Origin of the sequence: Macrococcus equi (assembly GCF_047426745.1) — a bacterium.
Lineage (GTDB): Bacteria > Bacillota > Bacilli > Staphylococcales > Staphylococcaceae > Macrococcoides > Macrococcoides equi.
Map to the genome: position 1 here is coordinate 1,997,481 of NZ_CP179732.1, position 26,358 is coordinate 2,023,838.

Below are 26,358 nucleotides of genomic sequence, written 5' to 3' on the forward strand. Positions count from 1 at the left end.
TTTTTACGTATCTGTTTCTAAAATTATTTAAAACTTTATGTCTATTTTTCTATCTTTAATATTATTTTACAGTTCAACTGTTTAATAAAATAACGTTATGATATAATTCGGTTATAGAGACGAATTCTTTAATTTTCGTTTAAATAACCGAAGTGGAGGATGCGTATGCTTTCTTTATTTGTAATGGATGTTTCAGGAAGTACGAAGTTAAATAACAGTGAAAAAATCAGTCAGATGTTAGAAAGGTTAACCGCGGATATACATAACTGGACAAAAGACCTTTCTTTTTCTTATGTAAATTTTAGAATGGGTGATGAATTGTTTTTTGTTTGTGACAGCGTGTCTGTTACACTCCTTACGAGTTTCTACATTAAATTATTGTGGCCTTTTAAAGCGCAGCCTGTTAAATTTGGAATCTCTGCTAGTCATGATCCTTTACCTGAAGGGAATCTTGAACACTGGAATGCGCCTGTCATCAAACAGGCGAGAACGAATTTATCAAAAATCAAGCAATCAGATGTGAGTGACTTCTTTTTAACTATTAATGGAATAAACGTTGATGTCATCAACAATGTTCTTTATCCTTATTTAACTGAAATTACGAACCAACATTCTGATATGCAAAGAAAAGCAGTATTATTATCTTATTGTTATACACAGCAAAAGGAAATTGCTGAAACATTAAATAAAAGCATCTCCACAATTTCAGAGCATTTGAAAAAAGGCCATAAAAAACAATTAACATTGATTGAAGCGGCTTTACAAAATATCGATGAAACAGATGATTTAAAACTTAATATTAACGATACTTTTAAGGAGTATGCAAAATGATGAAATTAACCTTTTTACTCGTTTTTATTGTTTTATTTATACTTTCCGGACCGGCAATTAAATGGATATTAAGTGCTATGAGTGAGACGAAGACGAAGCAAACAGATAACGTTGGATTACTTGTGGGGTATATAGAACGGTTACTGATTCTTACATTTATTAGTTTAGGTGAATATACTGCCATCGGTTTAGTGATTGCGAGTAAGTCCATCTTACGTTTTAATGATCTTAAAGATGACAAACCTAATCATAATCTGGAGAAAATTGATAAAACCAGTGAATACATTTTACTTGGAACGATGTTAAGCTTGCTCTTTGGCGTCATACTTGGTTTAGTTTTAAAGAATATTATCCTCATGAAATAAACCACGCAAATTTGCGTGGTTTATTATTATAGTACTTTGACAAATGCCTCTGCAACTTCTTCACTAGACTGAGGATTTTGCCCTGTGACAAACTTATGGTCTGTTACAACGTGTGATGTAAAATCCTTACCAACTACAAACCTTGCTCCTTGTTTCTCAAGCTCTGTTTGTAATGCGAAAGGTACATTATCCTCTAGTTTCATTGCACTTTCTTCTGCATTGGTGAAACCAGTTAATTTAACACCATCAATTAAATACTTACCATCTTTTAATTTTGCACCGACAAATGCACTTGGTCCGTGACAAACTGCACCAATTGCACGATCATCTTCTTTATAGAATGCTAAGATGTTCTGTAAATCAGGATCGTTTGGCAGGTCATACATAGTACCATGCCCCCCTGGAATAAATACGCCATCATAATTTTCAAATACAACATCTTTTAATTTAAGCGAATCTCCTAATTTCTTCACGACATCTGCATACGTCTGTGTTTCGTTATTTGCAACTGAATTAGGATCTAGTGGAATAGCTCCACCTTTCACTGAAGCAAAGTCAACAGCGATGTTATTTTTCTCAAAAATCTTATACGGTGCGGCTGCTTCTTCTAACCATAGTCCAGTCGGTGTGCCATCATTAAACTGATCATGATTTGTGAGTACCATTAATACTTTCTTTGTCATAATTAACACGTCCTTTCTCTATAGTAACCACATTATAACGAAAAAGGACGTGTGTCTCAAAATATTCAGCTTGTAAAATTCAGAAAATTCTCTTAACGCTATTATTTTATTCTATAACATCACTTAATACATAATGATAAATCAGTTTCTCTGTATTTTCTAAAGATGACTGGTGCGTACGTTCCATTGCATGACTAGATTCAATACCTGCCCCAAATAAACCATGTTTAACATCATAACCCGCATGCATTGCCGCACTCGCATCACTACCGTAATACGGATAAATATCAACTTTATAATCAATCTCGTTATCTTTACACAACTGTACTAAATGCTGTTTCAGTTGATAATGATAAGGACCTGAACTATCTTTCGCACAAATAGATACTGTATATTCATCTGAAGTCTGACCGTCACCTAAAGCACCCATATCAACAGCGATATATTCTACAACCTGTTCTGGGACATTAGAGTTCCCGCCGTAACCAATCTCTTCGTTATTTGAGAAATAGAAATGTGTCGTATGTGGTAATTCAATATCTTCATCCTTTAAATGACGTAACAACTGAATCAGCATTGCTGCACTTGCTTTATCATCTAAATGACGAGACTTTATAAATCCTGAATCTGTAATTTCACATCGTGGATTAAATGTAATGAAATCACCTACTGAAATACCGAGCTTTTCAGTATCTTCTTTAGATTTTACTACCTCGTCGATTCTAACTTCCATATGGTCATCATCTCGTTTAATATCGCCGGCATTACGATAAACATGTACGCTTGTTTCATGTAAGCAAATCGTACCAGTGTAAACCTTATCCGCCGTATGAATCTCACAGTACTCCCCTTCTACTGCATTCCATCTGAAACCACCAACCATCGATAGACGTAAACGACCACTTGGTAGTATTTCTTTTACCATCGCACCTAATGTATCAACATGTGCTGTTAAATATTTATGACGACTATCATCTTTACCAGGAACAGTGATTAATACCCCGCCTTTATTAGTCTTCTGAACCTTGTAACCACTAGCTTCTAAAGTTTCAGTCACATAAGCAATTGCTTTAAAAGCAAAGCCGGACGGACCTGGAATATTAACTAAACGCTCAATCTCCTGCATCGTTTTCTTTACATCTGGATACATATCGATTCCCCTTTTCTAATTGACTGATAATTTAATCTTATCGAATAATGCAAGGGAGTACAATGGGTGATATATATTTCCTCTAGGAATTCGTTTCATTAATTAGAAATTACTTAAATGCATGAGAGGCACATATTGTGTTTGAAATGGATTAGATATTAAGCCCGAATAATCATTGTCTATTGCTGCAATCATTTTAAGTAAAGTAGATTTACCACAGCCATTCTTACCGATTAATCCAATCTTTTCTCCTTGGTCAATCTTAAGTTGGTCGATATCTATTAAAGTTGTATCTTTCATTTGTTTATGAATATTTTTGAATTGTAGCATCATGTTATTCTTCCTTTCATTAATAAAAGTTAAGTATTCTGCTACTCCACCGGTAACACCATAATATACTGCAACTTCTTCATTCGATAAATCCGGAAAATACGATAAAACTTCTCTAAATGTAAATGAATGTAGCTTCATTTGACTGGTTCTACGACTATATAACGGACTTTTTTGTCCTAATACTTGTTTTCTATAAAACTCATAGATGATCCACATAAAATGATGAATAATTGTGTATTTACAAAATATTCATCAATAACACGTTGTAAAATACTAGAAATACCTTTTACGGATTCTGCTAAATAAGGATATTCATCTATTACTAAAATAATTCTCTCTTTTTTTGCTTGTTCTCCTAGATATTTAAATGCACTATGAAAATCTGAATACTGCGCTGCATTTAATCCGGGGTTAAACACTTCAAATTTGCTGCTATTATACTGTTCTTCAAGCCAACGAAGTTCTTTTTCTCTTCCGATAAACATCCTATCACCTCGTAATTAACATAATTAACATTGTGTTACATTATCAGACATAATAAAAAAGCAGTCACAAATATATGACACCTTAATTTTTTATTAATATAGAAATAATTTCAGAAGAACCTGGCAAAAATAATACTAATGAAGATAATACAAAAATTGTCCCAAACGTAATCATAACTATTTTTAAGTTGATACTATTCTTATGTTTTAATCCAATTGTTAAAATCACTAAACCGATTATTAATAAAACTAAATAATAGAAGCCCACATAATCATTCCTTAGTATTTATTTGATATTTAATTATAAACACAAATGTAAAAAGATTACAAAGCTATTTTTATAAGTAACATAATTGGCATTGTGTTACATAGATGAAGATTAAAAGAAAAGCCAATCAAATTAATGATTAGCTTTATAAACATTATATTCTTTTAATATGTAAAGACAAACTAAGAAAAATAATCCAAATGGAATAACATTATTAGAAATTTCAGCCCATTCCCACAAAGAACCTGTTGTAATAAAAATCATAAAAAATTGGATTAACAAGGCACTAATGAAGATAGATAAACTGATTAAGATAACATCTTTAATTGTTTTCATATTCAAAACATCCTTTTGTAATTAGATGGTTAATTATAAACACAAATGTAAAAAGATTACAAATATATTTTTATAAGTAACATAATTCCTATTGTGTTACATTCCTCCGATTAATTCAGCAAAAAAGCTAATCTCTAATGGATCAGCTTCAAGAAATTAAAATGATAACGGATTTGATAATTGATTTGATAACTGCCAAGTAACATAAATATTAAGTAAAATGTTTATAATAAACACGATTAATAAAATCAGACCTATTATTTTTAAAATTCTTTTACTTTCAGGACTCATATTATTCCCTCATTTGATATTTTAATATATTTACATATTATACTAATTTCAGGGGAAAAACAAGATTTTTTTACTTTTATTTGAATTAATGATACATCAGTAGTGTCTTGCTTAGCAGTCAGTAAAGATAATTTTTATGAGTAACATAATTACGATTATGTTAATTACAATTATGCTTTATGACCAGCTTTTAGACTGACTATTTTCGATAATTTTCTCGAAGTGTCAAACTCAATAATATCAAGGCTTTCAGCGTTCACAAGTTAAAAATCATTTTCGACGAGTTGCCGAAAGTTGCAACAGTTTGCCGAATTTTTGCCGAATATTTTATTTTTCTTTTAAAGTTCTCATCTCTTTGTAATACTTTGCTGTATTACTTGATGAAAATTGTTCTTTGAAATGGAACTCAGGTAATTTTTCTTTATCTATTTTGATATTATTAATATTATCAAGTACATCAAATAAATAATATTTTACTATTGATAGTTTACCTTGTATTTCTATTAAAGAGTCTAAACACGTTTTGACTAATCGATGATATTTTTTGTAATTTTCCTCTGGATAGTGTATTAGTGCACCTATATCATTTCCTAATATAAGGCTATGAATAATATTACTAGCGCCAGTAATTGTTAACTTTTCATCTACTATATTTTCTAATTCTTTGTCTAAGTTTTCTATGTCCGTATTTATTTTATCAATAAGTATACCAGACTCTTCTGCTTTTAGTTGATATTGTTCAGCTCTATAATTCAATTTTCCATACAAAATTAAATCTGCATAGGTTTCACAAGATTGATAATAGTCATTAATCCTAAATTTTAAATCATCTATATCTAAAATTATTTTATGTATCTTTTCTGTTTGATATTTTACTTTTTCATAATCAATTTGTGTAAATAATAATTCTTCTTGTTTTTTATTTTGTTTTTGTAGTTGTTCTTCCTGTTTTGAATTTTGCCATGAAGCAACCACAAGTACTGCAACTGTACCTAGCAACCCTCCAAGTAGTCCACCCCAAAATCCTAGCCAACCGTCTGTAGAACCAGAAGCGAATTCATTAAGTCCATATGGATAAGTAATTAAAATTGCCACCAGCCAACCAATAAATATTGCTGAGCTAATTGTAACGATAACATATAAAAACACGATGTAGTTTTTTCTGATTGAATCACTTAGCATTTCTTTAAAACTTTCCTTTTTCTCTTTACTCACCTTACTCGCCTACTCTCCTATTAGTTATATAAATTATACATATTCACTCAATAAAAAACACCCACATAATTAAATGTGAGTGTTAAAGAGGTATATTTTTGGCAATTACCATAAGGACGATAGAACAGAAAACAATACCAAGTATTATTTTAATAAATTTTTATTTTTATTCCTAACTATATTATAACAAAAATGTCTTATATACACAATTCTAATCTTAGGCTTTTAGCCTTTTCAGCTCTATCTTTTTCAATCTTCTCAGCTCTTAGCCTGTTAGCTTCCAGCCTCTCAGCTTCTACAATCTTGTAGAGTTCACGCTGAAGCGGTAAAAGGCTGTAAGGTGGCCTCATCCGCCCACCTGTATGCTGATAACGGATGAACTGCTTTCTTTGCTGGTAACTGAAGCCTAATGACTTTATAGCTCTTTTAAGCTGTCGCTCCCTGAAGCCCTGCTTTACTTTAAACGCTTCAAGTCTCTCCTTTTGTTCTAATATCCATAAGGCTAGCTCGTCAATCTTAGTACCTATCACATACCAGCTTTCAAAACTAGCGTTATATGTTGTATGAGACATCCCTAAACTGTATAAGTCCTCTATCTCCTCTCGCTTAGCTGTTATAAAGCTCTGAGCATAATAGGGGTTGTACTTCGTCAGTAGTTCGTGCTCAGGCACAATGTGAGCGGTTGTACGGTAATGAGTTGTTTGTTTGACTCGCTTTATCTTCATGAACGACCTCCTTAAAAGGATAGACCCGCTATAAGCGAGCCCACTCCTCTAATTGTTGAGTTGTTACTTTTTTGCTGTTCATTGCTATTTTCAAATAAGCTATTTCTTCCCTAGTAGCAATAGGTTGCTCTCTTGTCGGGAATGGTGTAGCTCTCCCCTGTGTTAGTTTAAAGTCCTTATCATACACACGAGCTAAGGCTGTCATTGCTTTACACTCTAAGTCTGTTAGCGGTTGTTGTTTAGCCACTGTATAACCTCCTAGTCTTCTATCTCATACTGCTCAAAGAGAATATCGTAGAACTCTCTTTCATGCTTTAAAAACTTAGCAAGCTCTCTAGTTTTAAGCTGGTCTTGATTAATCATTGGGAAGCTTGGACGGTGTTCATCTAGCACATAATCAGAAGCATAGAGGCGACCTAGTTCGGTCAACCTCTTTACCTGTGAAGCGGTGAGTTGTCGTTTTTTAATCTTCATGAGTTACGCTCCTCACTGTAATCGTCTATAAATACCTGCTCATTAGACATATACTCTTCAAGTCTTGGGTCGTCAAAATCATCAATAATCACTACAGGGTCATGGCTGTAAACATTATGATTTTCTGTGAATAATGAGTGATACTTAGCTAACGAGTCAAGCGCCTGCTTTCTTACTGAAGCGGAAGGCTTAACCTCTATCACTTCCACAGAGTCCTCATACATCATTTTAGAGCCCTTTTTCACTGCTACAGGCTTACGGAGTACGACCTCCTTCTGCTCAATCATATTACCCTTAGCTATGTCAGATAACAGGCTGAGAGTCTCCTCAGCCGTTAAGATGTTATCCTTTGTAATCTGTTCCTTAATTTCAGCGATATAATTTTTTATATACGGTTTTGACAAGTTCTCATCTGCTATACGATTAGCACTCTTAGGAGAGTAGCCAGCACGACGAGCAGCCTCTGAGCCGTTCCAGCATTTAATATACTCCTCGCAAAACCTGCGCTGTCTTTCTGTCATCTTTTGTTTTGTCATTTAAACCCTCCTATCCTTATACGTTTGGGTTGTAATTAGCCCAACGCTTTTTTAATTCTTTTCTAGACCCAGAATGAGCGTCCTTACGTTTTACTTCATGGATAATTTTTTTGAACTCATCATAATAGTCACGAATGAAAAACTCATCATGTTCCGAGTCATATAACCATGCTTCGCCTTTTTGTCTCGTTGATTTTAATTGATTCCACACTGTGAAGCGCTCCTCTACTTCTTGAGCAGCTTCAGCACTTAGAACTGATGTTTTACGTAAGTCCTCTAGTTGTAAGGCGATACGCTCTAAAGCTTTGCCTTCAAACTTGTTACGAGCCTCAGAGTCTAGCACAGATAAATCAAAGACTGTTAGGCTCTCAGGGTCAACAGAAGTGATATAGTCCTCTAAGTCATCAGGTGTATACAGTGACATACGAGCCTTGAAGTCTTCACGACGTAACGCCTCTTGGGCTGGGTCATCATACACACTGTCTTTAAATTGTACTCGTGCAGCTTGTAATTCTTGTTGAGCAGTTTCAAATTGTTTTGTAGCGTGTTCCCTAATCTCCCCAACTACCTTTAATATCTCAGTTGTATACTTTTCTTCTAAAAAGTCAGCACGATAGCTAGCCCCTTTTTTTACTAACTCTTTTAAAATATCCTCGCCTTGTTCAATGATTGAGTTATATTTCTTGTCGTTTAATAATACTTTTTTAAGTGTTGTCATAATTAAGTTCCTCCGATATTTTTATTTTTTATATTTTAGTTGTTTAAATTTACGCCTGTTTTGCCTGATAAAATGCTTTCTAGAATATCCTGCTTAAAACTTTTAATTGCTCCAGTAGGTGTTAATGTGCCTAAACTAAATACTGGTGTATTTGTGAATGGTGTATTGAAGCGGCTAATATGTGGTGCAATTGCTTCATGGTCTTGAGGATACTGGTTATAAATGTAATTAAAATTATATTGCTCCTGATATATTTTTTTGTTCAGTTCATCTACCACAGTTACAGCTTCGTTATAAGCCTCTACTGCTGAATGGAGCTGAGCTCTTGCTGCCTTGATTTCTTCAGCGTAGTTAGCTGGTACACTAGCTCTACTGTTTAATAATGAGATAAGCTCAGGCTGACGGATAGAGGCGTGAGTCTTGATAAGACGTTCCTTTACTTCTTTTAATGTCTTCAGCTCTTCCTCTGCTGTTGCTTTTTTAGCTTTGAAGCGGTCAGCTTCCACGAGGGAAGAGTTAAGTAACGCTGTTTTAATTTCGTGCTCATATTCAGTTATTTCATCTTCTTTAGCTTCAATTTTGATTTCAAACTGTTTTAGTTCATCTTGCTGCTCAGTTACCAGTTTGTTAAAGTTATTAGTTAATCGTTCTGTAGTGTTCATATTATATTTCTCCTTTAAAATTGTTTTTAGTGTATTTTTACAAGGTGTCAACAATGAAATTGTCTTTTGTCAACAACCATTGTTGACGCCTAAACCCTTACGGGCTCTAAGGTTCAGAGTGTTTTTTACTAGCGTCAACAATCATTTTTTATCTTTTTTGAAATTTTTATTTTCTATATACATACACAAGGGGTAACTATATGGTATATAGCTTTTACTATTCTCTATTTATCTTTATATTTATTGTTGACATTGTTGACAGTATAGCTATAACCCTTGAGTCTCTAAGCTTCGAGCCGTCAACAATGGTGTCAACAAAACCGTCAACAGTCAACAATTAATCATCATTGTGTAAGGTATCGTTCCTTAATGATAAAGCCTCTCCCTCGCTTACCGTCGAGCAGCCTAATAGAGTCTTTTTTCTCTAAAATATCTAAAGAATTGAGCACCCTATTTATATCAGTAGTTTTCATTTTGTCAGGACTACCGATGCTACTCATAGCCTCGTTATAGATAATCTTAGCGTTAAGCCTTGAGACGTAGCGCTTACCGTCCTGCTCGTATGTTAGGTGTAAATTCTCAGGATATAAAAACCTTGAGCTGTCAGGAAGCGGGTTATTAATGTACTCAAGAATTGAGCTCTTAATACCGTCGTCAACTGTATGTTTTTCTTGTAACATTGTGGCCGTAGCTAAGACGTCTTTATCTTTCACAGGGTCAAGGTAAATAGATACCCCAGCTTTAAACTTATGGACTGCTTCAGCCCAAACCTGATTAATAATCTCTTCTGAGGCTTCAAAGATACTCAGCTCAGGCTTTTTGACTGCTACAGCTAAAGGCCAAAACCTACGCCCACCCGTTGAATCTTTTAAAAATTCAGCGTCATTAGTTGTAGCTATTGCTATAGATTGTCTTTTAACAGTCACTGGATAACGCTGATAGGCTTCTCTGTAAGTATCCTCTTGAGATGATAGGTAAGCTTTTACTTCATTTACTGACTTCTTGCTCATAGAGCTCATTTCGCTAATCTCGATTATCCATTTTCCTTTTGTTGTAATAAAGGCCTCTTTACTACCTATGTCGAGAGGGCTATCTGTAAACCACTGTTTACCTAATCGCTTGAGTGAGTATGACTTATACGCGCCCTGAGGACCATATAACACTAAGCAGTTGTCATATTTACACCCAGCGTCAAAGATACGACGGACAGCTGCTACTAATGTCGCCTCTGTTACTCTCCTTGTGTAAGTTGAGTCCTCTGCACCAAGATAATCAATAAAAAAGCTCTCTAGGCGCTCAACTCCGTCCCACTCTAAGCTGTTGAGGTATTCAGCTACAGGGTTGTAACGTCTCTCTTCAGCTATTGCGGTCACAATATCAGCGACTTTCTTATCAGCTTCAATGTTAAACTTAACGCCTATGCGGTTACGAATAGCCGCCTCGTCCGAGTCTCTGAATTGGATAGTATCGTCTTCAGGGTGTCGCCATTGCGGGAGACCGTCTATTTCACGTACACCACTAAACACATTGAGCCTGTAAGTATCTTTAAGATATGGGTCGTTACGTAGTATAAGCTCTACATTTTTACGAGTTGGAAGTATAGCCTCTGTCTTCGGGTGTCTCTGTAGCTTTTCACCCCACCCTTCAAAGTCAGGGTCGTCCACTGTATAAACTTCAAATTCTTCGGACGCTGAGGCTCTATTTTCACTCACATACTCGCTATATGTTTTCTTGTTGTTATACTCGATAGCAAGCTTGATAATGCTATTGAAGCCGTAACTAGCTGTAATAGAGCCGTCCAGTATGAAGCGTCTAGGGCTGTCGTACTTATCTCGGTATAGCGCTGAATCTATCATAATCTCGTTAACAGTCCCGTAGTCATTATCCGCATAGAAGAGTAAATCACTTATAAGACTATAATCTGCGTCACTTTGAGACTCAAACCCGTACTCGTTCATCACGTCTGCACCGTGCTTATACAGTGCAAGGATACGCTCTTTTTTATCAGAGTTAGCTTTTTTAATTCGTTTAAAGACTTCAGATTTTGGCGTCTCAGTTCGTTTTATGCTTTCAAGCGTTAACCCCTCATAATCTTTGTTCGGTTTATACTCCTCACCATATTGCGAGTAAATGCTGTTAATTAGGCCTGTATCAGTAGCAATAGCTGACACACTAGAGACTTGCCCCCCTGTGAGTGTTACGTATCGCTTAGAGGTATACGCTTCATAGCCCGCCTCTCTATTATTAAATGAAGGCTGATATTGAGTCCCAACGTCTCCGAAGATAAAAGCTCTTATCCCCTTACCGCTTGGACTGAGCTCGCAATAAGTTGCTTCTAGAAGCGGTTTAACTCGCTCGTCTGTTGCTGGGTCTGATACGTTATCAATGTCTATAGCTACTAAGTTCATCGACTCCTCAATCACAAGTCCTATACCGCTGTACGTTCCTCTGTTATAGCTTTTACTTACTTGCTCGAAGGTGCTCCAGCTGTTCGGGTCGGTAACCTTTGCCTTACGTCCAGTTTTAGCGTTGTAAGGTACTTTTGTTAATGTGTCAGAGCCTTCAAGCTGTGTAGCCTTCCACATAACAAAGTTGTTAAATTGTTGTAGTTCTTTTGGAATATTTTCTAATAAAACTTTTAAAGCTTGCTGTCCTTGTTGTAATGCCATAATTTATTAGCTCCTTAATAATATTTCCTCCTTTTTTTACGCTCTACATAGGATAGATGTAGGGCAACACCTTTTTAATTAAATAATTCTACTTTTTATAGAGTTCTCACCAGTACCTCTGTGATATAATTTATATTGATTACTTTCACAAGTAGTCAGTAGTTACTTCGCTTTGGACGGCAGGGGTAACTACTTTTTTGCTTCTGTTAAATGCGATAACACCATATCTATAGTGACTTCAATCTCTTTTCGTAGAGCTGTATAAGTATCGTTGTCAGCTTCTTTAATTGACTCATTAAGATTAGCTAGCATATAAATTGAATTTTCAATATTGCTCATGATTTTTTGATTATCCATTGGTAACCCTCCTTAAGCTTTATATAGGTAATCTTTATTTCTTTTAAATAGATATTGTTTAAATGCCTCGATTGATATTAAGCGTAGTGTTGGACTAAGCTCAACATACATGTCTTTTACGCCCTTATCATCTTGCTCCCATTCTTTTACAATGCGATAGACTGAAGTTTTCGAAATACCAAAGAGCTGAGCTAATTGCTTACGCTGTGCAAACAATGGCTGTGTCACTATGACATCTCTGTCAAGTAGCACATCCTCTCGCTGTGGCTCAATAATCTTTGCTGGCATTGACTCTCTCCTCCTCTTTTCTAATCAACTCAATAGCTGTTAAAAGTAACATGATAAATAGACACGAAGCATAATAGTAATGTGGCTGATATGCTAAGTCTTTAGATAGATACACTGCGATAATACTAAATAGAATAGTTTTTAATACTGATTTCATTGCATTGCCTCCTTTTCATTGATATTAAATAACTCCGATACTTCCTTTTCTAAAAGCCTACTAATCTCTCTAGCAGCTTTTGCTGAAGGGCTTCGTCTACCATTCACAATTTGACTTAAGTAAGACTCGTTAAGCCCTGCTAAGCCCGCAAGCTCACGAATAGAGAAGCCTTTCATTAGCATAGCTATGCGCAAGCTACGCTCATTCGCTAATAAACCCATAACCTCACCCCCCTTATATTTCTATAGAGATAATTTATTAATTTCCATCTCTATAGCGATAATAACATTAAGATATCACTATGTAAAGACTTTTCTACTTTTTATTGCATTAGAGGTTAAAATAAGTTAGTATTGCGATAAGGAGGAGTTTAACTATGAATGAAGTAGCGAAAGATATAGGTAAGTTTATAAAGGATAAAAGGGCTACATATAAAATAAGTACAACAGCATTAGCTAATGAGATAAAAATGAGTCAGTCTTATTTATCTTCTATTGAAAATGCGACTAAAAATACAACACCAAGCATATACGTACTATATAAAATATGTGTCGGCTTATCTTCTTTTGGGCACAATAAAAGAGAGTTGTTGTTAGAGGTATATCTTATTTATCGTAATGCTGAAGCGGTTGATAAAATTGATAATGAAATTTTTGAAATGTTAATTAAAGAAGAAAGTTCTATAAAAAGCATGGAAGCTATACCGCCTGACATCGATATAGACCTTTATGAGCTGTTAACTAATGAGCACAGTTATAAGCTTAGTTACAGTTACACTCACAATGAGTTTAAGGATACGGAGTATAAAATAATTATCCCTAACAGCCTTAAAGCTAATCTAAATATTTTAGTATGGAACTCTATTCATCAGCTAATAGCTAGTAAGGGCAGGTTTATTCTAGATAGCACGACTGATAAGGATAAACTACTCAGTAAAGAGGACGTAATGAAAAAAGTATCAGAGGACTATGAAGAGAACGCTAAAGACTTTGAGCTTGACGCTTCAGGGATAATGTAGAGAGGAGGCTCAGCCATGCACATAAGAGAAGAGATAGACGCTAAGGGCAACAAGCGCTATAGGTTTGAAGAGTCTTATACCGACCCTCTGACCTTAAAGCGTAAGCGTACCAGCGTGACCTTCCCCAAACACACGAGAGCAACAGAGAGAGAAGCTGGCAGGCTCTTAGCCAATAAGATTAATAAAATTGTGAATGATAAGACGACTAAGGACTTTAAACAGCTCACCTTTCAGGAGGTTGCTGACGAGTGGCTTGAACATTATAAGAAGACCTCAGGCTCTAAGCATGGTACTATCGTTCACAAGACTAGCCTCTTAAGAGGGTTAAAAGGTCATGTACCTGCTGACGTTCTGCTTTATAGGCTTGATTTAAAGTTTTATCAGGACTTTTTCTTTAAATTGCATGATGAGGGCAAGAGTAACTCCCTGTTAGCCTCTTATCTTCAAACTATAAAAGTGATATACAAGTACGCTGATAAGTATTATAACTTTGATACGCCTAGGTTTATTGATGATATAGCTCTACCTAAGAAAGCTGTCACACGAGAAGAGCTACAGACTAAAAGAGAGAAGTACCTAGAGAAGCATGAGCTTAAATATATTTTAGCAGCATTAAACAAGTTAGCTGAGAGTGCTCAACAGCCTAGCTCGAGACGTAATTATAAAACTTGTGCTTATATTGTCGAGTTCTTAGCCCTTAACGGTATGCGAGTTGGTGAGCTCTCAGCCTTACAGGCGGATAACATAGACGAAGTTAACAAGCTTTTAACGATTGACGGTACTATATCTTGGGTTACAGGCACAAGTAAAGGGAGCTTTGGAGTTAAAGACACTACTAAGACTGAATACAGTTACAGACGTATAGCACTCAGCGAGAGAAGCTTAGAGATTATCAGAGCTGTTAACCTTATGAAAAAGCAATCTATAGCTTGGGACGCTGTTTACGTTGATAGAGGCTTTATCTTTACCAACTCAACAGGTAACCCATTCAAGCCTATGTACATTAATAGCATGATTAAAGACGCTATAGAGCTCCATAATGCTCAGCCTGAACTACCTGAAGCGGATAAGATAACTAAGAAGATAACCTCACACGCTTTGAGACACACTCACATATCACTATTAGCTCAAGAGAATGTGCCTCTTAAAGCAATTATGGAGCGTGTAGGTCATCACGACCCAGCAACAACTACAGCAATTTATACTCACGTTACTCAAAATATGCAGGATAAAACGAGAGATTTATTAGAGAACATTTTAGCCTAATTTTTCAGTTTTTAGCACAGTTTGCCGAATTTTTGCCGAATATTTTAAGATTTTAACACAAGTAAACCCCTAAAGCCTTGTAGCTCTAGGGGTTATTATTGTACTTATGCTTTATGACCAGCAATCAATCCATTACGCTTCATTGCTGTTCCTTGCTCTGTATATGATACTGCACGGAGCACACTATTCTTACCAAATCTGACTTTCAACTGATCAACAGTCTTTTCTAATCTTTCCTTTTTTGCACGTTCAAACTCATCGACAAAGAGTGACAGCTGACGATCTTCCTCGCGTATAAAATTGGTTAAAGAGATATTCACCGTTCTGTACATGCGCGTCTTATCACATAATTGCATCATAAACCCCCAAACAACCTGAAAAATATCTGCGGTTAAATTCGTACCTTCTGATAAGGTATAGCTTTTATTTACTTGACCTTCATCACTATAAGTGACAGTAAAAGAAATTGTACGTGCAATCATATTCTCAGCACGGAGTCTAAATGTTACTTCTTCAACATGCTCTAATACCACTGCACGTAATTCATCAAATCGATAATCACGCATTAAAATCTGACTCTTATTAATTGAAGGTTTGTAGATATGGTGCTTCTCCCGAATTAAGCTTGAATCAATACCATTTGCATGAAGATGCAGATCAACACCGATAATTCCAAAATCACGCTTTAAATAGTGATGCGGATAATTAGCCAGCTGACCAATCGTGAAAATCCCCTTTTGATTGAGCTTCTTTTCTGTTCTGCGATTAATGCCCCAAAATTTACTCAGTGGCTCAATCGACCACATTTTTTCAGGCACATCTTCATAATGCCATTCTGCAATCCCATCTGGCTGCTTCTTCGCTTCCATATCGAGTGCAATCTTACTGAGTAAGACGTTATCCCCTATGCCAACAGCACATTGAATTTGCGTCTTATCATAAATCTCATTCTTAATCTTCAAAGCAAGTTTATAAGGTGACTCGGCATATAAACGATAACTCTTTGTAACATCCATAAAAAATTCATCAATACTATATTGATGATAATCTTCCGGCGCAACATATTGGAGTGAAATTTCAGCAATCTTACTCGCTACTTTAAGATAAGTATTCATAGATGGATTGATAATGTAAATATCTGATTGGTGTGGAATTTCAAATAAACGAGACCCTGTCTTAATACCCATGGCCTTCAGTGGTGGTGTGGCAGCAAGTACAACCGAACCTTGACGTTTCGTGTCAGCGACAACAGCGAGCTTTGTTGTCATAGGATCAAGTCCTTTCATGATGCAGGACACACTCGCAAAGAAACTCTTCTGGTCGACGCAGAGGACATTTCTCTTCTCGCATAGACTGTAATCATACATAGTAAGCACCCTCTTATAATCTTTGATGATATATTTATGGTAACAGAACATACGTTCTATTTCAACAAAAACAGAACATGTGTTCTATTTAAGATTATAAAAATACAATAAATAAACGGCTAATATGGACTGTCACTCCATATTAGCCGCAAAAAATCATAAAAACTTGCAAAAAAGTTCGGCTAATGTGGAGTGTGATTCCACATTAGCCGGAAAATTTGAAGTTAACTACAAATACACTTCATTATGAAAAAATCGTAATTAGTACAATAATAACAATCGGCAATCCACCAAGCATAAATAAGACAAACCAAGCCATCGGTCGCGCCATATTGAGCGTCATTCCGATATCGGAAAGTTTTGGCACCCATACATTCTGATCATCTTTGTTGAAGTAAAACAAGCCAAGAATATAATTTTCTTCGTCATAGTAAGGTGCTTTATTATCAGTAGAGGTAGCTGCGATGTGTCTAAATTTGCGATCCTCAGCAACCTGAAGATATACACAAACGCCAACAATCAATATCATGATAACAATAAGAATATTAAATACACCGTTCGGTAAATAATCTGAATCAAAGAGCACTGGACGTATCAATATTAAGATAAATAAAGCTGTCATCGTAAATGAAAGTAAATTCATCATCATGCTATTAATCAGTTTTGTCTGTTTAATATATTTTACAGACGCTGATTTCGCCACCGGGTTCACAGTCGAATTAAAGAATTGTGTCCCTTTCTCGGCAGCCCAAAGTGTAAAGAGCATCAATAAACCGATAATACCAACACCATATACACTAAAGAAATTCTTCTGACTGAAATCATCCGCCTCACCATTAAAATTCCAGTGTGTTGCAATCGTGTCAGGTATTTTATCATAATTCAAAGTAACAAAGATAAAGGCAACAATAAAACCAAGCAGTTGCATAAAAAATAAGAAATTAGGCAATGCTGAACTTTCATCCATCAAGCTCGTATCTGTTGCCTTAACAACTTTTATGTCTTGCATCCATTGTTCTTTTGTCTTTACGGATTTCAAATGATCGTGTGCTTGCTTGTAGATAAAAACAGCACCAATAATTAATAAATGCAGCCATATGATAAATAGTAGTATTCCAATTGATTCATTAAAAATATAATACGTAATACCATTCAGTAAAGTTATACCAACTGATAATCCGATAATTTGTTGTATAAAACGCGATTTAACTGTTTGAATAATACGATTATTCGTTTGTTTTTCAGGGACAAACACGCTAAATAAAATATTTCGACGTACAAAACGTGCATTTAATAAGAACAATAATCCGATTAAAAGTAATAATCCACTTAATAATAAACCTTCCATGACTAACCCTCTCCTTCAAGTAATTTCAGTAAATCGTTAATACTTAATTGCTTACACTTCGCTTCATCAATAATCGGTTTCAAACGATTGAGTAAATCCTCTTTCTCAGAATCAGTTGCGATTTTTAACGCATCAGGATGAATGATCGCACCAGACTTCGGCTGCACAAGAATCAATTGTTTCTCCTCCAGATAATGATAGGCTTTGTTCACCGTATGCATATTAATCTGAAGACTCTTCGCAAATGCTCTGCCGGATGGTAACGGATCATACGGGACAACATTACCTACTGCGATGTGATGAATGATTTGGTTTGCCAGTTGTAAATAAACAGGTGTACTGCTCGTTTCATCAATTTCTATGTACATTGAACCACCTCTCTGTTATACAAAGTATAGAACAGATTTAAAGACAAAAATAAAAACCAATCTGTTATACATTTATTATAACAGATTGGTGTAGGATTACAACTTGAAATGTTTCATGACTTCTTCGTGAGTATAGGTTACTTTATGGTTCAAATGCTCAAGATAAGCAATATCAGCATCACGAGCATCCTGAATATCTTCCATATGATTTTGACATCTCTCAACCCATAGTTTTTCAAACGCTGCTTCTCCTAGAATGCGATGGGATAGATCATTAATATGATAAATATTTTCTTGTTCACACCACTTTATACAATCCAGATATAATTGCATCTCTACTGATGTATTATCAATATCATAAATTTCAACAGGGATATCAATAACCCCTCTTTGGAAAGCAACGAAACAACGCGTATGACCATCAACGATATAAAATTGATTGTCGTACTGAATTACTGAGATTATTGTATTTTTGACAGAAACATCATCCAGCCATTCACTTACCTCATCCACTTTACGTTGATTCAAAAAGAGTTGAGTAAGCTATAGATCACTAATATTCATGAAATAATCACATCCTATTAAGCGTTTAGTTCACTAATATAGTATACTGTACCAATTCTCCTAACGATTTGTAATTAAGTGTTCATAAAGATGCTCAACCCTACCCTTACTATCCCATTGATGATAAGTATCAAATAATTTCTTAATATCATTGTCGTATAATCGAACGAGGTCAGTTACTTTGATAAAACTAAGCCAGTAATGTGGCATAATATACGTTTCATTTTTAGAATAAATATCATACGTAAAATTTTCTAATGTTATGTCGTCATAGCTTTGAGCATAGTAGTCAAATAAATCTTTTTCCAATTGATATACTTCATCAAAAAGTACATCATTAAAAAAGAATTTTCTTGGTAAAAAAGTCGCCATTCCTTCTTCAAACCACATATCTTCACACGTTGAATTTTCATCGTCAAACTCAGCAAGAAATAAATCGATATGATGCGTAAGCTCATGTCCGAATATAGCTAGTACTTCATTTTGAGTATTTTCTTTATAAAATGATGCATATTTATTTTTAAATTGTTCAGGTAACAAATTTGAAAGATAAGATTCCCAGTAATCTAAATCTGCGCACATATAAATTGCTTCATCTCGTGTAAAAGCAGGTACAGGTTTATTAAGTACATCCTCCATGACAAATCTTGAAGTCCAAAATACGCCAGAAGGTGTATCAGAAAGTTGAAAATTATCTTGAAGATACTTTTGATATTTGGCTATTTCAGTATGGAAATATTGAATAACATCTTTGTATTTTATAAAATCATTATTATTCTCAAATGTGAATATCGGTTTCAAAATCATCAAACCTTTCGTTGTATCGACATTATAATTAAATATATAATGATATTATACAGAAAATTCTTACAAAAGGTGATACTAGCTAAAGATATGTAGAGCTCATTCATAATACATTGTCCCATGTACTATCAAAATCAAATTCTTCTTCTTTTTTACGTTGTTCGATTATAAAGGATGTTCCTAAAGTTTCAAGCATGGAATTCCACTGATCTTCACCTATTAATACTGCACTAATATTACTAGGAAAGAAGTCTTTAATTAAAATTGCTTCATTATTATCATTAACTAACCGAATTAGAGATTCTAAATGCTTTTGCGCATATTCAATTGAGAATGTTTTCATATCATTCATCTCCAAATGTAATTATTAAACTCTATAATTCGTCCCACGACCAGTTCCAACTTTAAAAACATACCCACTTTCACATAGATGATTGACTAAACGAATAACCTTAGATTTATTGAAAGGTGTTCTTTCTACAAGCTCGCTACTTGAAAGTACATAACCAGATTTAAGTGCTTCCATGATAACACTTTCGTCTTTTGTGACTTTTGGTTTTGCATTAATGACAGGAAGAATGATTTTAATACTTGTATCTGAAATAATAAATTGAGGTTTAACTGCAGCTTCACTATATGCTTCTTTAATACGTTGTATCCCTGTTTCAAATACTTCAATATAGCCTAATCTAAAAAATATATTTGTCAAAATAGGGTTTCTTAAAACAGAAATATTATTTTCAAGATAATCAAATTCGCTGATTCCACTAGGTAAGCCACCAGGAGATGTAATTTCTATTTTATCCTGATACATTGCAATGTTAATATGACTATTAATATCCCAATGACGGTGAACGATGGCATTAGCTAAAGCCTCTCTAAATGCATCTTTTGGAATAAACGTAACTGGTTTTCTATACATTCCTTCTATTTGATCATATTCATAATATCTTTCAAAGGTTTCAATAGCTGTTTGATAAGCAGATAAAATTGAAATATTCGAAAGTTTAACTCTATCAAGAATTTCGTTTATCGAGTAACCAAATCGAGCGATATCAATACATGAAAAATTATTGTTGTCTGCAAGTAGAGATGCAACATTATTATATTTATCGTTTATATTGATTAATCCAAGCGTCTTATATAAATCATCATTTACAGATTTAATATTAAGATTTTCAATAAGTATTTTAGATAGTGTATCAAAAGAAAACGAAGAAGCATTCGATTCTAATGCTTCGAAGCTTAAATTTGAACCTTCAAGCACTAATCGCTTTAATTCAAGTTGGTCAACTTCAATTGTAGCAGTATCACTTCTTCGATACGCTTTACCTTTGTACAAATATGGTTTATGAATGCCTTTTTCAACTTCTAAACAAATTGTATTATTCTTCTGAATAGATAAGGTGTAATTGGGTTTGGGAGTGATACTATCATTTATTTTGTATTCTATATCTAAAATAACTTGATTGATATTATCGAAACCAATATATTCACCTCGATCGGTAATACCAAAAATTATTTTACCAGTTCTAAAAATAGCATATGCGCTAACAGTTTTTAAAAATTGATTCATAACAGATTCTTTATATTCTAAAACTTTACTTTCATGCACTAATAAACACTCCCTCTGAATTACATATTACACCAAACAAAAAATGCAACGCAAAAATTTGCGTTGCATTTTTGTTTATATAATTATTATCTTTATAACCTCTTCAACAACTTCACAAACTTACCGTATTCATCTTCACCTTCAAATAATACTTCAGTGAATCCTTTCTTTTCATACAAGTGTCTAGCATTTAAGTTATCAGTATCAACGCCTAACGAAAGCTCTTTGTATCTTAATGACTTAGCTTTCTCAATTAAATAATCTAACATGATACCACCAATCCCACGATTGCGATGCTTTTCTTTAACAATCATTCGCGATAAATAGACACGTTGATTTGGAATGGTATAATCCACATCATGATGCGAAAACACTAAGGAACCTTCTCCAATAAATTCATCATTCTCTGAATAAATAAATGTTATCCTATTGCCACTTGCGATTTGATTATAAAAGTTTTGAATCATTTCAGGATTTTCTTTTTTACCCCAAATATTTTCGCAAAGTTCAAATTCATCAAGGTTAAGCTACTTAATTTGATATTGTGACATTTAACTCTCTCCTACAACTTCATTGTCATCTTAACTGTTTGCAAAGGATAATCATAAAAATAATCTACATATTCTTCACTGATAACGAAGTTTTTCGATTGATAAAATTGAATTGCAGAGTTATTTTCTTTTTCAACTTCTACTTCAAAAGAAACTTCTTTTGAGTTCGTATCTATGTTAGATATCGCTTCACTCAACAACTTAGAACCAATCCCTTTACCTTGATATGCTTTCAAAATGTAAATTGCCATAAGCATTGATTTATTTCCTTCTAACAAGTATGAAAGATTTACGAATCCAACGATATTTTTATCATTTGTAGCAACTAATAAAATTGACTTATCAATTCTTTTCTTAAGCATATCTTCACTATAAGATTCATCTAGAAATTTGTTTTGAATGTCTACTGGAATAATGCCTTCATACGTCTCGTGCCATGAAACCTTTGCTACATTTTGAATTTCAGTAATGTCATCATAAGTTGCTTTTCTAATGTTAAAAGTCATGGATATCACCTCGGTCAATTGGAATTACATATAAGTATATAGAATTTTCGGAATATTATCATTAAAAAAATCAAAGCTAACCATCAAATTAGCTTTGATTATCAACATTATCTAGCTTACTTTCAACAAAATATAAAATAATATTATGAACTAACACCATTGCAACTATAGTAACGACATTTAAATTAATTGCAGCAAAAAGACTATCCATGGCTACTAAAGAAAAATAGCTACAAATAATGCTGATAACTAACTTAATTAATATATTTAACGAATCTTCTTTGTTGATTTTCAATATTACCTTTATTATTGTTTCGATTATTAAATCTAAAATTATTGAAATTACATAAACAAGTAGTAAAAATACAAGTAGTAAAAACAGTGATTCATACGAACTTTTAAAAGCATTTATTAGAAAAAGATCAATAATAAATGGCGACACTATTAGTAGTACCCCACCAATAACAAAACCTAATGTAACCAATATATTTTTCATGTTTCACATCCTAATAACAAAATTTTATCGATACAAAATTTCATTCACAGCCCAAATATGATGATCGTGAAATAACAGATGTTCAAATTCATCAATTTCTAACCACACGACTTCATAATCTTCTTCTGATTTATTAATGATTTTTTCTAACAAGGTGCACATATAAAAATGTCCGTCACTTAATAAGGGTTCGTTAGTTTGACTCATAAAGTATCGATTTGCATTGCCGATATAATTGCCTATGGACACAGAATATCCGGTTTCTTCAATTAATTCTCTTTCCAAACAATCCTGATGGCTTTCGTTAGCTTCAATACCGCCACCAGGTAAAAAATAATGTCCATTTCCATTTCTTACTGCTAATAGTTTGTCTTTAGATTGATTAAAGATTACAGCATAGATACCTGTTCTTTGAACGTAGTCAATACCATTTAATTTTTCTCCAAAGTAATCACTCATGATTCAAACCCTATTCTTTCAAAAGTATGTAAACTTTGATTATTGAATTCTACTTTATAAATATCTGGTTTCGATGTGTTTTTCCAAAAATCAAATCCAATAGAAGAATCAAAATAGTTCAAAATGGCAGTTAATATGTTACCATGTGTACCAATAGCAACTATATGTAATGAATCATTATTTAAAATTTCTATTATTATTGGAATCGACCTTTTATGTGCATCTCTAGTACTTTCTCCACCGTCTAATTTAAAATCAATATCGATAAATGACTGCTTTATTGCCTCATCAATTTCTGCTTTCTCTAACTTATAAGGTCCTTTTAATCTCTTCTCTCTTAATTCATCGTAAATAATAATCTCACTGTGATTAGCAAGTTGTTCTAATGTTTGAATTGCTCTAGTATAAGAACTGGAAATAAATTGATCAAATTGAATATTGGCTAATGTTTCAGCAACTTTTCTTGAATCATCAAATCCTTTATCTGATAAAGGTCGCTCTCGTTCAGCACCAAATATAAAGGGAGATTCGGCGTGTCTAATGAAATATATTGTTGTTTTATTCATCTATAAACCCCTTATACAAATTTTAATCAAATAAATTTCTGAGTAACTATACCCTTACCATCTTCAAACTCAACAATGCCATACGCCCCGTTAATGAATGTTATTTGTGGTGGCTGATGACCGCAATCAATGTCATAAATAATAGGAGTTTTTAACTCATTATAAAGGTCTTGATAGACGTCTACTATTGTATATCCATCTGAATCAAAACTAACTGGCGTTCTACCAAATAGTATGCCAGAACAATTTTCGAACCAACCTGCATATTTCAATTGTACAAGACTGCGTCGAAAATCAGTAGGTGAAAGTTCACAGTTTTCAAGATACCAAATTACTGGATCATCGCCTATATAATCTTTTCTAAACTGATTTACATCTCCATATTGCGTTCCTACTAAATGACGAATAACATCGATACAACCACCTAACAATCTACCTTCTATATTGATATTTTGATTATTCACTGTTTTCCATTCAGTCTTTTTATCGAAGTTATATACATAATTAGATGGGTTTGTATGGTCCCACTTACTTTGATACATCTCAGAAGAATATTGTTTAATCGTCTCACCTTGTTTTGTTTTCAAAACATCTAACCATTTTGCAGTCGTCACATCAGAATATTTACCTCGGAGATCAACTAAATTTGTGCCATGAGCTGTTGCAATACCAGTCTGTAAAGTAATAGCTAAAAGAATTGCACTGATATCCGAGTAACCTAAAATCCATTTATTTTTTAATGTCTCATAATCAATTTTATCAAGTACTTCAATCGCTAGTTCTCCTCCCCAAGGAGGAATAATAATATCGATATTTTCATTTTGTATGAAATCGATCAGTTCATTAGCCCTAATTAAAGCATCAGCAGATTTTGCTTTATGTTGTGTAAACGTAGTATCACCAATAATAAGAGGATTTTCTGGTTCGAACTTCTTTCTTATAGAATCAATCAAATGGTGTAGGTTTGAATCGATACCAGAAGAGGGAGCTGTAACACCAATTTTGAAATTATCATTTAATATTGGATATTTGATCATACGCTTGTTCCCCTTTGAAGTTTATTGAAATTCCTTTAAAGTTTTCACCAATTCATCAACAATATTCTCTTCCGTTACTAATATATGCTTAACATTATCGAGATGATAAAAAGTAGCTGAGTTTTCGACAGTTATTGATTCTTCATTAAAATAAGCAAGAATAATTGGTTTGTTGCAACCTAGTGCAATCCCCATCTCTATATGTGTTCCTTTTCCACCCGGTAATAGTACTATAAGTAAATCCGCATCCTTTACAGCATTAAATTCTTCAATTCCTATATTTTTTAATTTTAATTTATTGTCTGCTTTTTCATTTTGAGTCCAGTTATATGTATTAGTAAAACCTAAATTGTTCAAAGATATAATTGTTTGATTGACAAGCTCCTTATTTGCGAAACTACTTGCAATATAATATTTCATTTTTGATTATCCTCTACTATATTAATTAATTTTTTTAGGTTATTATTTAATTTATATTTGTCAGAAATTTTTTCTATTACTAATAATACTTGTTGATTTAACACATTAATAGTTTTACTATTTGATTTTTCTCTTTCTATATAATCTAATATATCTAATTGCAAATCATCTAATTTACTTCGGTTCCCTTGATACTTTGACCAATCTCCTAACGCATTTGGTTGAAACTGTTTCTCTAAATACCATAAATAACAAAGTAAGTTGGTCATTTGATTTATCATATGATCTAAATAAAATTTTTCGTTCTATATCTTCTTTTATATTTTTCAATAAGAAATGCAATGTATTTATTACTAATAAACTGAATTTGTTGTTGTGATGGAGAGACTAAGATATCATTTGATAAATTTTTTATCGTTAATAATTTACTTTCAAAATCCTTCATTATTTTTATCGATAATTAGTAAATGTCTTGAGCCAGCCGATATAGATTTATATTGATAGAAACTAGCGTTCATATTATCTCCTTGTTTATATCATAATAATAAACGAATAATCAGATATTGAATTCTTCCGAAAGAATTCCAAATACATAACTACTCGTCCATTCACCCTTACTCCAATAATCTTTTATGAAATGAGCTTCTTTTCTCATACCTACTTTTAAGCATAATTTCTCAGAAGCTTTATTTCTATCGTCACAGACTGCCTGAATTCTATGTACCTCATAATTATTAAATATATATTCAAGCATTACTAATAAAGTTTCAGTTGCATATCCTTTTCCACTAAATTCATTTAAAAAACTAAATCCAACTTCAACCGTTTGTTTCATTTCTGTATACCATGCATGAAATACACCTATTACTCTATCATTAAAAGAAACAGCTAAGTTTACAGCACGATCATTATCTAAATCACTTTTTATGAGTAAATTTTTAAAATTAACTTCTTTATTGGATTCATTCCAAGCATCATGTAATAAATATTTACATGTTTCTTCATTATTATAAATTTGATAAACATCATCGATGTCACTTGCTTTAAAATTTCTAATCACTAATCTTTCCGTTTTAATATACATATTATCACCATTTCTTTAAATTTTTAAAAAAGTACAGACTTATCCCTTGTTTAAAATTTTAAAAGAAAATAGCAATGCTAAATCCATATCCAATTCCCAATGATTTAATTGATCTTTTTTTCATATGGATTTCCTCCTGTATATTTATATAATTATAACATTGTGAATAAATATCATCATCAAAAGATAGTTTTATAGATAATAATAACAATAAAGGTTAACGTGCTAAAAATATGTAATTGTTAACTAGGTGTAACATCTATGCGAAAAACATATAAAAAAGCACCTCTCGAACAAATTCGATAAGGGCTATAAACGTGTATTCAATTGAACACAAATTGCTGAT

Annotated in this window: 37 protein-coding genes; 4 read left to right on the forward strand and 33 right to left on the reverse strand. The window is 33.4% G+C overall.

What is annotated here, in order from left to right:
- Positions 1–165 precede the first annotated feature (165 nt).
- Together ACMGE6_RS10545 and ACMGE6_RS10550 are read left to right on the forward strand one after the other, a co-directional pair.
- A complete protein-coding gene (locus ACMGE6_RS10545; protein ID WP_414053738.1) occupies positions 166–831 on the forward strand; it encodes a hypothetical protein in 666 nt (221 codons plus the stop codon).
- Positions 828–1,196 (forward strand): hypothetical protein, encoded by a 369-nt coding sequence (locus tag ACMGE6_RS10550; RefSeq protein ID WP_414046460.1) that lies wholly within the window; start codon positions 828–830, stop codon positions 1,194–1,196. The genes ACMGE6_RS10545 and ACMGE6_RS10550 overlap by 4 nt, the downstream gene beginning before the upstream one ends.
- Positions 1,197–1,222: 26 nt before the next feature.
- Here ACMGE6_RS10550 and ACMGE6_RS10555 read toward each other — a convergent pair whose 3' ends face one another.
- The 17 genes from ACMGE6_RS10555 to ACMGE6_RS10635 all read right to left on the reverse strand — a co-directional run bounded on the left by ACMGE6_RS10555 (position 1,223) and on the right by ACMGE6_RS10635 (position 12,764).
- Positions 1,223–1,879: a type 1 glutamine amidotransferase domain-containing protein gene (locus ACMGE6_RS10555; RefSeq protein WP_414053739.1), complete on the reverse strand. Its 657-nt coding sequence runs from the start codon at positions 1,877–1,879 to the stop codon at positions 1,223–1,225.
- A gap of 106 nt (positions 1,880–1,985) precedes the next feature.
- Positions 1,986–3,029, reverse strand: a complete 1,044-nt coding sequence (locus ACMGE6_RS10560) for a M42 family metallopeptidase (protein WP_414053740.1) — start codon at positions 3,027–3,029, stop codon at positions 1,986–1,988.
- Between the two features lie 102 nt (positions 3,030–3,131).
- Entirely contained in the window at positions 3,132–3,500 is a 369-nt protein-coding gene (locus ACMGE6_RS10565) for an ATP-binding cassette domain-containing protein (RefSeq protein WP_414053741.1), read from the reverse strand.
- A gap of 38 nt (positions 3,501–3,538) precedes the next feature.
- Positions 3,539–3,847, reverse strand: coding sequence for an AAA family ATPase (locus ACMGE6_RS10570; protein ID WP_414053742.1), 309 nt, complete (start codon positions 3,845–3,847; stop codon positions 3,539–3,541).
- Between the two features lie 400 nt (positions 3,848–4,247).
- Complete coding sequence (locus ACMGE6_RS10575) at positions 4,248–4,457, reverse strand: hypothetical protein (RefSeq protein WP_414053743.1); 210 nt, start codon at positions 4,455–4,457, stop codon at positions 4,248–4,250.
- 612 nt (positions 4,458–5,069) lie between these two features.
- On the reverse strand, positions 5,070–5,957 hold the full coding sequence (locus ACMGE6_RS10580; protein WP_414053744.1) for a hypothetical protein: 888 nt from the start codon (positions 5,955–5,957) through the stop codon (positions 5,070–5,072).
- 197 nt (positions 5,958–6,154) lie between these two features.
- Positions 6,155–6,682, reverse strand: coding sequence for a hypothetical protein (locus ACMGE6_RS10585; RefSeq protein WP_414053745.1), 528 nt, complete (start codon positions 6,680–6,682; stop codon positions 6,155–6,157).
- 28 nt (positions 6,683–6,710) lie between these two features.
- Complete coding sequence (locus ACMGE6_RS10590) at positions 6,711–6,929, reverse strand: hypothetical protein (protein WP_414053746.1); 219 nt, start codon at positions 6,927–6,929, stop codon at positions 6,711–6,713.
- A gap of 11 nt (positions 6,930–6,940) precedes the next feature.
- The gene (locus ACMGE6_RS10595; RefSeq protein ID WP_414053747.1) at positions 6,941–7,156 is read right to left on the reverse strand and encodes a hypothetical protein; all 216 of its coding nucleotides are present in this window, start codon (positions 7,154–7,156) and stop codon (positions 6,941–6,943) included.
- Entirely contained in the window at positions 7,153–7,692 is a 540-nt protein-coding gene (locus tag ACMGE6_RS10600) for a terminase small subunit (protein WP_414053748.1), read from the reverse strand. The genes ACMGE6_RS10595 and ACMGE6_RS10600 overlap by 4 nt, the downstream gene beginning before the upstream one ends.
- Positions 7,693–7,708: 16 nt before the next feature.
- The gene (locus ACMGE6_RS10605; RefSeq protein WP_414053749.1) at positions 7,709–8,410 is read right to left on the reverse strand and encodes a hypothetical protein; all 702 of its coding nucleotides are present in this window, start codon (positions 8,408–8,410) and stop codon (positions 7,709–7,711) included.
- 35 nt (positions 8,411–8,445) lie between these two features.
- Positions 8,446–9,072, reverse strand: coding sequence for a hypothetical protein (locus tag ACMGE6_RS10610; protein ID WP_414053750.1), 627 nt, complete (start codon positions 9,070–9,072; stop codon positions 8,446–8,448).
- A gap of 344 nt (positions 9,073–9,416) precedes the next feature.
- Positions 9,417–11,741 (reverse strand): phage NrS-1 polymerase family protein, encoded by a 2,325-nt coding sequence (locus tag ACMGE6_RS10615; protein WP_414053751.1) that lies wholly within the window; start codon positions 11,739–11,741, stop codon positions 9,417–9,419.
- A gap of 189 nt (positions 11,742–11,930) precedes the next feature.
- Positions 11,931–12,098 carry a hypothetical protein gene (locus ACMGE6_RS10620; RefSeq protein WP_414053752.1) on the reverse strand — a complete coding sequence of 56 codons (168 nt, stop codon included), beginning with the start codon at positions 12,096–12,098 and terminating at the stop codon, positions 11,931–11,933.
- Between the two features lie 12 nt (positions 12,099–12,110).
- Positions 12,111–12,386: a helix-turn-helix domain-containing protein gene (locus tag ACMGE6_RS10625; RefSeq protein WP_414053753.1), complete on the reverse strand. Its 276-nt coding sequence runs from the start codon at positions 12,384–12,386 to the stop codon at positions 12,111–12,113.
- Complete coding sequence (locus tag ACMGE6_RS10630; RefSeq protein WP_414053754.1) at positions 12,367–12,543, reverse strand: hypothetical protein; 177 nt, start codon at positions 12,541–12,543, stop codon at positions 12,367–12,369. The genes ACMGE6_RS10625 and ACMGE6_RS10630 overlap by 20 nt, the downstream gene beginning before the upstream one ends.
- On the reverse strand, positions 12,540–12,764 hold the full coding sequence (locus tag ACMGE6_RS10635) for a helix-turn-helix domain-containing protein (RefSeq protein WP_414053755.1): 225 nt from the start codon (positions 12,762–12,764) through the stop codon (positions 12,540–12,542). The genes ACMGE6_RS10630 and ACMGE6_RS10635 overlap by 4 nt, the downstream gene beginning before the upstream one ends.
- 155 nt (positions 12,765–12,919) lie before the next feature.
- Here ACMGE6_RS10635 and ACMGE6_RS10640 point away from each other — a divergent pair, with 155 nt between their 5' ends.
- On the forward strand, positions 12,920–13,561 hold the full coding sequence (locus ACMGE6_RS10640; protein WP_414053756.1) for a helix-turn-helix domain-containing protein: 642 nt from the start codon (positions 12,920–12,922) through the stop codon (positions 13,559–13,561).
- Positions 13,562–13,576: 15 nt separating this feature from the next.
- Entirely contained in the window at positions 13,577–14,827 is a 1,251-nt protein-coding gene (locus tag ACMGE6_RS10645; protein WP_414053757.1) for a tyrosine-type recombinase/integrase, read from the forward strand.
- Between the two features lie 104 nt (positions 14,828–14,931).
- Here the strand turns inward: ACMGE6_RS10645 and ACMGE6_RS10650 are convergent, their stop codons facing one another.
- From ACMGE6_RS10650 to ACMGE6_RS10725, 16 genes are all read right to left on the reverse strand, one after another.
- Positions 14,932–16,194, reverse strand: coding sequence for a Y-family DNA polymerase (locus ACMGE6_RS10650; protein ID WP_414053758.1), 1,263 nt, complete (start codon positions 16,192–16,194; stop codon positions 14,932–14,934).
- A gap of 244 nt (positions 16,195–16,438) precedes the next feature.
- Positions 16,439–17,542: a DUF1648 domain-containing protein gene (locus tag ACMGE6_RS10655; RefSeq protein ID WP_414053759.1), complete on the reverse strand. Its 1,104-nt coding sequence runs from the start codon at positions 17,540–17,542 to the stop codon at positions 16,439–16,441.
- Between the two features lie 2 nt (positions 17,543–17,544).
- On the reverse strand, positions 17,545–17,910 hold the full coding sequence (locus ACMGE6_RS10660; RefSeq protein ID WP_414046468.1) for a GntR family transcriptional regulator: 366 nt from the start codon (positions 17,908–17,910) through the stop codon (positions 17,545–17,547).
- Positions 17,911–18,006: 96 nt separating this feature from the next.
- Entirely contained in the window at positions 18,007–18,423 is a 417-nt protein-coding gene (locus ACMGE6_RS10665) for a hypothetical protein (RefSeq protein ID WP_414053760.1), read from the reverse strand.
- A gap of 111 nt (positions 18,424–18,534) precedes the next feature.
- Positions 18,535–19,275, reverse strand: a complete 741-nt coding sequence (locus ACMGE6_RS10670; protein ID WP_414053761.1) for a hypothetical protein — start codon at positions 19,273–19,275, stop codon at positions 18,535–18,537.
- 106 nt (positions 19,276–19,381) lie between these two features.
- Positions 19,382–19,621, reverse strand: coding sequence for a type II toxin-antitoxin system Phd/YefM family antitoxin (locus tag ACMGE6_RS10675; protein WP_414053762.1), 240 nt, complete (start codon positions 19,619–19,621; stop codon positions 19,382–19,384).
- Positions 19,622–19,645: 24 nt separating this feature from the next.
- Positions 19,646–20,893: an ATP-binding protein gene (locus ACMGE6_RS10680; RefSeq protein WP_414053763.1), complete on the reverse strand. Its 1,248-nt coding sequence runs from the start codon at positions 20,891–20,893 to the stop codon at positions 19,646–19,648.
- Positions 20,894–20,985: 92 nt separating this feature from the next.
- Positions 20,986–21,387, reverse strand: coding sequence for a GNAT family N-acetyltransferase (locus tag ACMGE6_RS10685; protein WP_414054857.1), 402 nt, complete (start codon positions 21,385–21,387; stop codon positions 20,986–20,988).
- 68 nt (positions 21,388–21,455) lie between these two features.
- Positions 21,456–21,950, reverse strand: a complete 495-nt coding sequence (locus ACMGE6_RS10690) for a GNAT family N-acetyltransferase (protein WP_414053764.1) — start codon at positions 21,948–21,950, stop codon at positions 21,456–21,458.
- A gap of 88 nt (positions 21,951–22,038) precedes the next feature.
- Positions 22,039–22,446 (reverse strand): hypothetical protein, encoded by a 408-nt coding sequence (locus tag ACMGE6_RS10695; protein WP_414053765.1) that lies wholly within the window; start codon positions 22,444–22,446, stop codon positions 22,039–22,041.
- 24 nt (positions 22,447–22,470) lie between these two features.
- Positions 22,471–22,905, reverse strand: coding sequence for an NUDIX hydrolase (locus ACMGE6_RS10700; RefSeq protein WP_414053766.1), 435 nt, complete (start codon positions 22,903–22,905; stop codon positions 22,471–22,473).
- On the reverse strand, positions 22,902–23,471 hold the full coding sequence (locus ACMGE6_RS10705) for a histidine phosphatase family protein (protein ID WP_414053767.1): 570 nt from the start codon (positions 23,469–23,471) through the stop codon (positions 22,902–22,904). The genes ACMGE6_RS10700 and ACMGE6_RS10705 overlap by 4 nt, the downstream gene beginning before the upstream one ends.
- A gap of 26 nt (positions 23,472–23,497) precedes the next feature.
- Positions 23,498–24,508, reverse strand: coding sequence for a S66 family peptidase (locus ACMGE6_RS10710; RefSeq protein WP_414053768.1), 1,011 nt, complete (start codon positions 24,506–24,508; stop codon positions 23,498–23,500).
- A 21-nt stretch (positions 24,509–24,529) separates the two neighbouring features.
- Complete coding sequence (locus ACMGE6_RS10715) at positions 24,530–24,928, reverse strand: nucleoside 2-deoxyribosyltransferase (protein ID WP_414053769.1); 399 nt, start codon at positions 24,926–24,928, stop codon at positions 24,530–24,532.
- Positions 24,925–25,197 (reverse strand): hypothetical protein, encoded by a 273-nt coding sequence (locus ACMGE6_RS10720; protein WP_414053770.1) that lies wholly within the window; start codon positions 25,195–25,197, stop codon positions 24,925–24,927. The genes ACMGE6_RS10715 and ACMGE6_RS10720 overlap by 4 nt, the downstream gene beginning before the upstream one ends.
- A 287-nt stretch (positions 25,198–25,484) precedes the next feature.
- Entirely contained in the window at positions 25,485–26,012 is a 528-nt protein-coding gene (locus ACMGE6_RS10725) for a GNAT family N-acetyltransferase (protein WP_414053771.1), read from the reverse strand.
- Between the last annotated feature and the right edge of the window lie 346 nt (positions 26,013–26,358).